General features: G+C 61.6%; 6 protein-coding genes and 1 pseudogene. 1 reads left to right on the top strand and 6 read right to left on the bottom strand.

The genetic code is table 11. The features are described 5' to 3' along the window. Positions 1–419 (top strand): annotated as a pseudogene (locus tag Q0216_RS02765) (CoA-disulfide reductase); the annotation flags it as partial. Between the two features lie 541 nt (positions 420–960). On the opposite strand, the gene Q0216_RS02760 reads toward Q0216_RS02765, so the two are convergent. From Q0216_RS02760 to Q0216_RS02735, 6 genes are all read right to left on the bottom strand, one after another. Further along, entirely contained in the window at positions 961–2,031 is a 1,071-nt protein-coding gene (locus tag Q0216_RS02760) for an alcohol dehydrogenase catalytic domain-containing protein (RefSeq protein ID WP_049350273.1), read from the bottom strand. A gap of 297 nt (positions 2,032–2,328) precedes the next feature. Next, a complete protein-coding gene (locus Q0216_RS02755) occupies positions 2,329–3,183 on the bottom strand; it encodes an anchored repeat-type ABC transporter permease subunit (protein ID WP_298592745.1) in 855 nt (284 codons plus the stop codon). After that, the gene (locus Q0216_RS02750) at positions 3,180–4,043 is read right to left on the bottom strand and encodes a metal ABC transporter ATP-binding protein (protein ID WP_298592743.1); all 864 of its coding nucleotides are present in this window, start codon (positions 4,041–4,043) and stop codon (positions 3,180–3,182) included. Before Q0216_RS02750 ends, Q0216_RS02755 begins: the two co-directional genes overlap by 4 nt. A 50-nt stretch (positions 4,044–4,093) precedes the next feature. After that, positions 4,094–5,191: a choice-of-anchor M domain-containing protein gene (locus tag Q0216_RS02745; RefSeq protein WP_298592741.1), complete on the bottom strand. Its 1,098-nt coding sequence runs from the start codon at positions 5,189–5,191 to the stop codon at positions 4,094–4,096. Between the two features lie 94 nt (positions 5,192–5,285). Next, positions 5,286–7,037, bottom strand: a complete 1,752-nt coding sequence (locus tag Q0216_RS02740; protein ID WP_298592739.1) for an anchored repeat ABC transporter, substrate-binding protein — start codon at positions 7,035–7,037, stop codon at positions 5,286–5,288. Continuing rightward, on the bottom strand, positions 7,024–8,000 hold a 977-nt coding region (locus Q0216_RS02735; protein WP_298592737.1), incomplete at its 5' end, for a TIGR03773 family transporter-associated surface protein. The genes Q0216_RS02735 and Q0216_RS02740, both read right to left, overlap by 14 nt.

Below are 8,000 nucleotides of genomic sequence, written 5' to 3'. Positions count from 1 at the left end.
GTTTTGAGCGTCTGGAACCGCGCATCATCTACACGCTCGAACATAAGGACGCGCACAAGGACGAACACAAGGATGAGCAGAAGAACTCCGCGCACGGTGTAGCTGCCGAGCAGCCTGTGGACGCGCAGGGCAAGGAGGCGCAGAAGGCCTCGGAAGGACCCGCATCAGAGGTGCCCGCCTCGGAAGAACCCATCGTCGCGGAAGTGCCCGTTGAAGCACCCGCCAATCATCCTACTGACGTGCTTGCCGGGGATTTAGCTGATGCACCCACTGAGCCCGTCACCGGAAGCGCCGCCGAACCTTCCGTCGCATCCGGCGCGGACGACCCCACGGAGGTGTTCAACCCCATCGTGCAGAACGCCGCCACCGGCGAGAAGACCAATGACAGAAACGCCAGCACTGAGAAGCCCAAAAACTAAATAGCCCGCCCGATGCGCCTCGCCCGAGGCACTGAAAATCCGGGCATGAGGCGCCAAAATCTGGGCATGAGAAAAGGGTCGCAGCCTACGAATCGCCATTGAATCGTAGGCGTGCGACCCTTTTCCTTTCCCTTCAAGGAGGAGCAGAATCGGAAGATACCGCCCGACCAAGAAGAGTCAAATGATGCGCCCCTCCGCCAGTAGAGGTTGCCTGGCAGAAGAACCCGCTCAAGCGGGTCGGCAGAGCGCCCGGCAGAGGGTGCATCACGCTCTAGGAACCGCCCCCTAACCCGCATAAGAACGGGGGAGGGAACAGAAAACCCCGAGATGGCGCATCTTATGCATCTTCAGAAAATTTTGTATTTTCAGAAATAACTACATCTCGGGGTAGGGGAGAGTGATTCGCGCTCCGGGTGGGACCTACCCTTTCCCACCCGGAGGCGAATCGTGGGGATGTTCGCAGTGTCATGAAGACATCCCGCTGAAATCCCTAACGAACGTTCGGGGTTTCAGTATGAGCGGTATATGAGCCTACCGCAGTCTATGCCGCAACCTCGGGGTTACGGGAGATAACAACCTTCACCACGTTGTGCTCAGCTGCGTGGGTGAACAAGTCGTATGCTTCCTCGAACTGGTCGAACGTGAAGCGGTGGGTTGCCATCGCCTTAGCGTTCAGGCGACCCGAGCGGACCATGTTCAGCAGGTTACCGACGGTGTTGCAGTTGACCAGACCCATGTTGATGCGGACGTTCGAAATCCACATGGTGTTCAGGGGCAGCTCAACGGGCTTGCCGTGCACGCCGGCGTTAGCGATGTTGCCGTAGGGGCGAACAATCTTGGTGCAGGTCTCGAAGGTCTGCGGAACACCCACAGCCTCGATGGCCACGTCCACGCCCAGGCCGTCGGGGGAGAGCGCCTTAATCTTCTCGATGAAGTCCGGGTCGCCCGCGTTGACCTTATCGGTTGCGCCCAGCTCCAGCGCCTTGTTCATGCGGTTCTCGTCGAAGTCGACGGTGATGACGCGGCCGGCACCGCAGAGGTTAGCGGTCATGATCGCGCCCAGACCCACGGGGCCCGCACCCACGACAGCGACGGTGTCGCCGGGCTTGGTGTTGCCGTTCAGAATACCGATCTCGAAGCCGGTGGGCAGTGCGTCGGTGAGGAAGAGGACGTCCTCATCGGTCAGGCCCTCCGGAACCAGGTGAACCGAGGTCTCTGCGTAGGGAACACGCACGTACTCTGCCTGGGTGCCGTCAATCATGTAACCGAAAATCCAGCCGACACCACCAACGGTCTGGCAGTGCGAAGGCTGGTTCGCCTTACAGTAGGAGCACTTGCCGCAGCTGGTCACGGCGGGAATGATGATGCGGTCGCCGACCTTCAGGTCAGTCACCGCGGAGCCAACCTCGGTAATAGTACCGACAGCCTCGTGGCCGAGGATGCGCCCGTGGTCCACCTCGGGGCAGTCGCCCTTCAGGATGTGCAGGTCAGTACCGCAAATGGTGGTGGTGTCGACGCGGGCGATAACGTCCGTGGGCTCAAGAATGGTGGGGTTCGGGACTTCCTCCCAGGCGCCCTTCTGGTCGGGGCCGTGGTATACATATGCCTTCATGATGACTCCTTCTTTGAAGCTCTAATGAGGGTGTGGTGACTGCTTTATCACTACATGTATCAACCCATAAGAAATATTTGATAGGTTGTATTTTCATTAAACCCGACGTGTTGAATTAAGCGCTTTTATTACGCGGAGTGTATCTTTTGGTTCTTTAAACATGAACATGGTTCATTTTGGGTGCTTAAGACCTGTAAAAAACGCACGAGGCGCATCCCCCAAACAGGGATGCGCCTCGTGCGTTTACTCGTGTGTTTAGTCGTATGTTTAGTCGAGAAAAGTTGGGTTGAGCTGGGCTTAATTCTTTAGCTGGGCACGCGCTCGCGAACGAACCGCCGTTACCGCCCACACCAGCACAAAAGCCGCCACCATCGACAGCACAATCGTGCCACCGGTCGGCAGGTTAAACGCCCACGACAGGTACAGGCCAACAACCGAGCAGGTACCGCCAAACACCGGCGAGAACACCATCATCGACCCTAGTCGGCGGCACGCCAACCGGGCTGCCGACGCCGGAATCACCAGAAGCGCCAACACCAGCACATTACCGAGCGTCTGCAAACCCAGCACCACAGAAATGGTCACCAGAACGTACAGCACAATATCCAGGGCAAGCACCGGCAGACCCATCGCGCGGGCACTCTCACGGTCCAGGCTGACCGTCACAATCTGGCGGTGGAACAGCCACAACACCAACAGAATAACGGCACCCATAATCGCAGCCTGGGTAATGTCCTCATTCGAAACACCCACAATCGAGCCGAACAAGAAATCCTGCACCGACCCCGAATAGCCCGGTGCCAAAGAAATAATCACAATACCCAACGCAAAAGAGGCGGCGAAGAAAATGCCGATGACCGAATCCTCGCGCAACCGCTGATTCTGGCTGAAAATAGCCACCAGAATAGCCGTCACCACGCCCGCGGTCAGACCGCCCATCACCAGGTTGCCGCCCAGCACGAACGCCACCGCAAGGCCAGGGAACACCGAGTGCGCCACCGCATCGCCGATGAAGACCATGCCGCGCATCAGCACGTGGCAGCCCACCACACCGGTAACCACCGACGCGAGCAGCACAGCCGCCAGGGCGCGCGGAAGAAACGCCAGAGACGGGTTGAACAGGTCGGCAAGAAAATCGATAGGAGTAATCAACGGGCACCCCCGGTAGAAACAACAGTATCAGCGGGGGAAAGGGAAGAATCAGAAGCGCAGGAATCCGGCAGTTCGTGGCCGTACTCATCCAACGCACCACCGGCACAGGTGAAGCCCGTGCGGGCGTGGCCCTGCGCCTCCTCAATATCGTGACCGTGCAACCACGTATGCAGCTGCTCCAAGCTAAAGGACGCCGCCGGACCATCCAGATGAATATTGCCGCGCACGCCGCACAGACGCGAGCAGGACTCACGCGCCGCCAGCATGTCATGCGTAGACATCAGAATCGTGATGCCCTCCGACGCCAACTCACGGTACAGGCGAGTCAGAGTGGTCTGGGTCGGTGCATCCACGCCCGTAAACGGCTCATCCAACAGTAGCAGGGAGGGGTTCGCCGCCAGGGCGCGCGCCAAAAGAACCCTCTGACGCTGACCGCCGGAAAGTTCCGCAATGGAAGCGTCCTGCAGGTGCAGAACATCGGTGCGTTCCATCGCCGAAAAAACCTGAACCCAATCCTTCTTCGCCGGGCGGCGGAAGAACCCAATCTCACGCACGCGACCGGTCATCACCGTATCCTTGACGGTCAGCGGAAAATCCCACTGGAACTGGTGCTTCTGCGGCACATAACCAATATGCGCACGCGCCACACGCGGCGACTCACCCAACACGCGAACCTGACCGGACGCCGGGCGAATCAGACCCAAAATAGTGCGCAGCAGCGTGGTCTTACCGGCGCCATTAGCGCCAATCAGACCCGTAAACTCGCCGCGCTCCAGGGTCAGGGACAGATCCTTGAGGATGGAGCGGCGCGCGTAGCCGGCGTACAGGTTCGAAATCTCTAGAACGGGCTCGGAGCTCACTGTTGACGTAGCGCGCACCGTTGACGTAGCGCCTGCTGTTACCGACGCGCTCACGAACGGTCACCGCGCACTTCATCCAGTGCCTCACGCTGCGCGGAGGAGCGGCGACGGAACGAAAGGAAAGCGCCCACTGCAATCACGGCTGCCACGCCTGCGGCAATAGCACCCCAGGGGATAGTAAACTCTGCCCGGTAGCCGCTCTGGTCGCTCGCAGCGGCGGCAGAAGAAGAACCGGACGCCTGGGTGCCGGACGCCTGAGTTCCGGCGGCCTGAGAAGCAGAGTTAGAGGAACCATCGGAAGATGCAGAAGAAGCCGAACCGCGAGCCTGCGCCTCCATCGCGTACAGGGTATCGGCGCTCGCGGAGTCACCCACCGCAAACTTCAGGTAGCGGGTATCAGACACGGTTGAACCATCAGAGAGCTCAGCGCTCGCGGTGACCTTCAACAGGTACTCGCCCGGGGCGGTGAACACCCAGTTCGCGTGGGTGTGAGTGTTCTTCTCCACCCACAGCTTCTGCGGCTCATTCTTGGTCGAGGACCACAGCACCTGCGGTGCCGAGAAGTTGCCGTTCTCCAGGTACAGGCTGAACGTGCCGGGGCCGCTCACCTGCTCCAGGGTCAGGTTCACGCCGCGGTTCAGCTTGGACACCAGCTGCGGATCCTGAGTGTTCCAGCCCGGCCAGATCACGCCCTTAGTTTCGGTCTGCGGAATCACGTACACCTTAGAGCCGGCGGGCGCACCCACGAAGGAGTAGCGCGGGTCGTTCGGCACCTCAAGGATCGCCTTGTCGCTACCGCGGTAGATGACCTCGTCCAGGCTGCGCCAGACGGGGGTTTCACCGTGGTCGTCGTGGAGCATGAGCTCAAACTTGCCGTTGTTGAAACGAGGACCCATGTCCACGTGACCGGCGGAAATTTCGGTGCGGCCGGATGCGACCGGCTGCTCCGCCGACAGGGTCTGGGTGAGGGCGCGCTCGCCGCGGCTCAGGTTGCTGTCGCCCGGCTGGGTCGAGGCGCTCTCGGCGGTTGCCGGGGTGGTCTCCGCGTGTGCCACACCCAGGGGTGCGAGCATCAGGCTGGCGCCCAGGGCCAGGGCGGGCAGGGCGCGGCTACGCGAGGGGCGGGAGGGGGTGGTTGAGTTCATCATGAGGACTTCCTTGGATCATGACCGAAACGGTGTGTGAAAGATTGTCTATATGCTGATATGGCTATATAAGCTTGTGGGTAGCTTAAAATCCGGGTTACGAGGTGCTCGCCTCCGAGCAGCTAGCACCCGAAGATTCAGTGCTGGAATTAGAACCAGAACACAGCGCAATCGTGTGAGCATTCGCCAACATCATCTGCGCGTAGTGAGGAGCCTGCGCATCCAGCGTGTCCGAATAGAGCACCCCGGTACGTACCTGAGCCTCCCGAGCCAGCTCCGTGAGAACCGGTGAACGCATCGCCGTGGACTTATCCAGATAAATCGCTGGAACCTTCAAATCCTCGACCGTGCGACGCAAACGCTGACGCTGCTGAATACTCGGCTCGCCGCTGGCGCTGGCACTCACAAAACCGGCAATATGCAGCCCGTAGGTGCTCGCCAGGTAGCGGTAGCCGTCGTGCGTGGTGACCAGGTTGCGCGCCGACTCCGGCAGGGCCCCGTACACCTGACGCAGCTGAGAATCCAGGGCATCAAGCTCCTTCATGACCTGCTCGGTGCGGGTCGCGTACTCGCTCGCACCCGCAGGATCAGCGGAGGTGAGCGCGTCACGAATGACCTGCACGCTCGCCTTCGTGTTCGGCACCGAATGCCAAATGTGCGGGTCGATTTCGCCGTGCACGTGCTTGCCCAGAACGGCCTGCGCCAGCAGGTACACCTGACCGCGATGCTCAGAAGCACCCGACCGCAGGAAACGGTAGCTACCGCCCGCGGGCACCTCCTGCAGGGTGCGGGAGGGGACCGCCACCACGGTACGGTTTAGTTCGTACTCCACGGCGCCCTGGGAGGAATCCGCGCGAAGCACGAGCCTGCCGTCGCCGGTGCGTGCCGTAATATCGGCGTGACCTGCCGAAAGAACCTTGATCTCGGCGGCGGAAACGTTCTGTTCCTTTGCCAGGCGGTCCACCAGTTCCTGCGGGTCACGACCGACCGCACAGTACAGGGTGCCGCGCGAAGAACGCACCGACTCCGGCGCATTGACCGCGGTGGCGCTCAGCTCAATCGCGTACTCGCCGGCATCACTAAACGCCCACGACAGGTGCGTATGCGCCTGTAACGGAAGCTCCAGCGAACCCATATCGCCGGTGCGGATCGCGGTGTCCCCCTCACGGGTGAGGTTCACGCCGCGCGCATGCGAATCGCACAGCATCTCGACCGCGCCGAAGGTCTGCGTAATGAACGCCGCCAACTGCGCATTCGACGAATCGGTAGAGGTGCGCGCCCGTACGCTCTGCACCTCAAAGCGCATGCCCGCATCCGAAGAGTCGGTGGGGGCAGACTCGTTCTGCCCGCCCTCTTCAACACGCAAACCCAGCCAGATGGAGTCCAGGGAGGCATCCTCAACAATGGCTTCGAGCTTGCCGCCGTACTGCTCAATCTTCTCCGCAACCGCCACGGACACAACCCCGGCGGGCAGGTTCGCCTCAACCATTTTGCTGAGCTTACGCTGCTCCAGCAGCAGACCGTTCGTCAGGGCGCAGCGAGCGTAGGCGACATCGCGGATATCGCGCAGGCTCGGCTCATACGAGTGCGGGTCAGCACCGGCAGGCACCAGAGAGTGCACGCTGGCGCGCTCCCCGGCAATCTGCTGCGCCAAATCCGCCAGAATCGGGGTTGTGGCGACCACGCGCATCCGGTCGGAGGAAGCGTTGACGGTGCTGGCGCATCCGCTCAGTGCGAAGGCACCAGCCCCCACCCCCGCACCCACCGCAATACGGGAGGCGAGGGTGAGGGCGGTACGCCGACTATATGCTTGTGCGCGGTTGTCGGTATGCCCGCTATGCGGTGTCACCGCTGCGGCCCTTTCGGCGTGCCGAACGCAGAATCATGGCACCGAGTGCCAGCGCCAGAATGGAGGTGCTGACCATGAACGGGTCGATGACCACACCGGTGTTCGGCAGCTTACCTGCGGCGGCTGCCTTCTGGGCGTTGGCGAGTTCCTGGCTGGTCAGGGCGCAATCCTCACCGGAGGCGGTCTTACCGACGATACGCACCTTGGATCCGTCGGGCTTGGTGACGATGCCGGTGGCTTCGTCTACGGAGCCGTTGACGGGGTTCTTAGCGGTGCTCTTCTCGCCGCCGTTAGTGCTGTTAGCACCGTTAGCGTTGTTGCCGCCGTCCTGCTTGGCTTCTGCCGCACCCTGCGCGTTGTTGCCTGCCGGGGCGTTATCGGGGTTGCCGACGGTGAAGTGCAGAACCGATTCGCTGCTGACCTGCTGGCCGTTCTTCAGGCGTGCCGTCCAGCCGATAGTCACGGTGTAGCGACCCTCAGCGGTGAACACCCAGTTGCTGTGCTGGTGGGTGTTTGCGGGCACCTGGAAGGAGCCGCCGCTACGCGAATCGAAGACCTTCTGACCGGCGGAACCGAAGTTACCGGAGAGGAAGGTGGACATGGTGCCGGGGCCCTCAAAACCGTTGAGGCTCATGGTGACGGGGCCGTCGAGCTGCTTGAGCAGTTCGGGGTCCTGGGTGCTCCAGCCGAGCCAGGGCACGCCCTGCTGCTGGGTTGCACCGATCATGTGCACGGGGGTGCCTGCCGGGGCGATGTCTTCCATGCCTGCGGGCAGGTTGAGCTTCGCGGCGTCATTGAGCACGAACTCGAGGGCGCCGGGGGAGACGTGGCGGGCGGGGCTGGTGCGGTCGTCCTTCACGCTACTGGTGAGGGTGCCGCCGTTGAGGATCGGGCCCACGTCAAAGTGACCGTGGGTGACTTCTTCACGGCCGCTGTGCTCGGCGGTGTTAACCACGGCGAGGG

The organism is uncultured Rothia sp., assembly GCF_937976295.1.
Classification (GTDB): domain Bacteria; phylum Actinomycetota; class Actinomycetes; order Actinomycetales; family Micrococcaceae; genus Rothia.
This window is presented reverse-complemented; position numbering and strand designations above follow the sequence as displayed.